Origin of the sequence: Plasticicumulans sp., assembly GCF_035331805.1 — a bacterium.
Classification (GTDB): Bacteria; Pseudomonadota; Gammaproteobacteria; order Competibacterales; family Competibacteraceae; genus Plasticicumulans.
In genome coordinates this window covers 1-2,846 of record NZ_DAOLKE010000411.1, presented here as the reverse complement: position 1 = coordinate 2,846, position 2,846 = coordinate 1, and the positions used below count along the sequence as shown (strand labels likewise).

Sequence of the window (2,846 nt, the reverse complement as noted above, 5' to 3'; positions counted from 1 at the left end):
TATCGGCGCACGGCCACCGGCAACGCCACGCTCGATGCCTTCTACGAGAAGGCCGGCCTTGGCGTCGGCGACGGCACCGTGTTCGAGCGCGCTCAGGCCGCGAAGGCTGCCGCGCTGCGATCTGTCGGCTCGCGGGCATGGTGGGCGCAGCGCAAGGACGAAGCCGTGCAGGCCATGATCGACCGCTTCCACGGCATCAAGATTGCGCAGCGCGAGGCGCATCCGGGCGGACTGTCACCGGAGCAGGACGGCTACATATCCACGCGCCTGACCACGAGCATCGGCGGGGTCGTGGACGCGGTGCTGCTCGACGGTGCGCCGCGCTGGAAGGACGGCATCCTGCAGAAGATCGACGGCAGCAAGGGCCTGCTGGAAGCGCTGGCACCGGTTGGCGAGCGCATTGACCAGTGGCTCGGCTGGATGGTGGCGCGGCGCGCGCAGCGGCTGATGGGAGAAGGTCGCGAGCACAACTTTTCGGCCGATGAAATCGACGCAGGGCTGAAGCTGGCGCGCGGACATGAGGCTGAATTCCAGAAAGCGGCCGACGACTACGCGAAGCTCAAGAGCGCAATCCTCGACGTGGCCGAGCAGTCCGGGCTGATCGCCGGCGCCGACCGGGCGACATGGGACAACCTCGATTACATCCCGTTCTACCGCATGGATGACGAGGGCAAGGCGCTGGCGATGGCGCGCGGCAAGCGCGGGATCGCGAATCAGGTGAGCGGCATCCGCCGGCTGATGGGCGGCGAGCAGGGGCTGAACGACCCGCTCGACAACATCATCCGCAACTTCGCGTCGCTGCTGGATCGTTCGGCGAAGAACGCGGCGATGGACCTGACGATGCGCAACCTTGCGGGCACGCGCTTCGTCACGCCGGTGCCGTCCACCCGGTTCACGAAGGCGCTGGTGCCGCTGGATCAGTTCCGCAAGATGCTGCGCGACGCCGGCACCGACATGGATGCCGTACCGGACGCCGTGCTGCGCGGCGTGCAGAAGGTGTGGGCGCTGGAGGCGCCGACCGATGAAGATGTGGTGTCGGTCATGCGCGACGGGCGCAAGGAGTACTTCCGCGTCAACGATCCGCTGCTGCTGCGCTCGCTGACCAGCCTGCGCGAGTCGCCGATGCGCTCGATCGCGCTGGACATCGCGCGCGGCGCCAAGAACGTGCTGACGCATGCAGTGACGGTGACGCCGGCCTTCCAGCTTCGCAACTTCATCCGTGACTCGGCGCACTCGTGGATCGTTGGCGGCAAGGAGTTCAAGCCGTTCGATTCCATCAAGGGCCTGTCGGATGCGCTGCGCAATACCGGGCTCGCGCAGTCGATGAAGTTCGCCGGCGCTTCGTTCGAGGCCGGAGCGTTCGGCGACTACGATGCGTCCGTGGTGGCGAAGCACGTCCGGCGCAGGCTCGGCGCCGACAAGGCCGGGCCGTTCATGGCGACCGTGCACCGGCTCGGCGACGTGTGGGAGAAGTACCGCGACTTCCGCGGCGCGGTCGAGAACGCCAACCGCGAGGCGGTCGCCAAGGCGACGCTGCGCGAGACCGGCAGCATGAAGGCGGCGATGTTCGCGGCGAAGGACGCGATGGACTTCTCCATGCGCGGCGACTCGATGGCGCTGCGCATGCTGACCGACACCGTGCCGTTCCTGAACGCCCGCATCCAGGGCCTGTACAAGCTCGGGCGCTCGGCGAACATGGGCAGCTTCGCGGCACGCGCAGCACTGATGACGGTCGCGTCGCTGGCGCTGCTGGCGTGGAATCGCGATGACGAGCGCTGGAAGCGGCTGGAGGATTGGGACCGCTGGGGCTTCTGGCACTTCTGGCTCGGCGATACGCACATGCGGGTGCCGAAGCCGTTCGAGGTCGGCTTGCTGTTCTCGACGTGGCCGGAAGCGGCGGCGCAGTCGCTGATGGGCGATGACCGGCGCTTCTGGGCGGCTATCAGGCATGGCGTGCAGGACACGCTGCGCGTGGACATGCCGCAGTTGATCGGCCCCGCCTACGAAGTTGCGACGAACGAGGACCGCTACACCGGGCGGCCGGTCGAGAACCTTGCCGATCAGGGCAAGGCTTCGAGCCTGCGCTACTCGTCGCGCACGTCGGACACGGCGCGTGCGCTCGGGCAGGCGGAAGTGTTCGGTTCCCGGCTGTCGGACGCGACCGGGCTGTCTCCGAAGGAGCTTGAGCACCTGTTCTCCGGCTACTTCGGCGAGGTCGGGCGCTGGGCGCTGGATGCGTCCGATGCGCTGGTGCGGGCGTGGTCGGATGCGCCCGCCAAGCCAGACATGCGCGTGCGCGACGTGCCGCTGGTCGGCAGCCTGGTGGCGTCCGTGGTCGGCGGCGGTGCCGATGCGCCGTCGAAGTACGCGACGCGCGTCTACGAGGCGATCCGTGACTCTGAGGCCGCCTACAAGTCGCTGCGCACGATGGCGCAGCAGGGCGAGCCGGCGGCGAAGATCGCGGACTTCCGGCGCGCGCACGCCGAAGAACTGGCTGCGTACCGGGCGCTCAATCACGTACAGGAGCGCGACGGCGAGATGCGCAAGATGCAGGAGAACATCCGCCTGAGCCGCACGATCAGCCCGGACGCCAAGCGCGCCCGCGTGGACGCCATCGAGGTGCGCAGGCAGGAGCTGATGCGATCTACCTACCTGAACCGTGTGGCTGCGCTCGGGTACTAGCGCAAGGTGCCGAGCAGACAGGCGATGAACACGGCGGTCCAGAACATCCTGACGAACCCGCTGCCGCTGCCGGTGGTGAAAAACTCAATCACGGCGAGGATGGCAAACGGCACCAGCACCCATGCCAAGCCGGAGCTGCGCCGGGGTCGATTTCCGTTCATGTG

At 67.9% G+C, this 2,846-nt stretch carries 1 protein-coding gene; it reads left to right on the top strand.

Annotation, left to right across the window (positions count from 1 at the left end; all coding sequences use genetic code 11):
• A partial coding sequence (locus tag PKE44_RS17690; protein WP_324553896.1) for an LPD38 domain-containing protein occupies positions 1-2,682 on the top strand: 2,682 nt, incomplete at its 5' end.
• Positions 2,683-2,846: the final 164 nt, after the last annotated feature.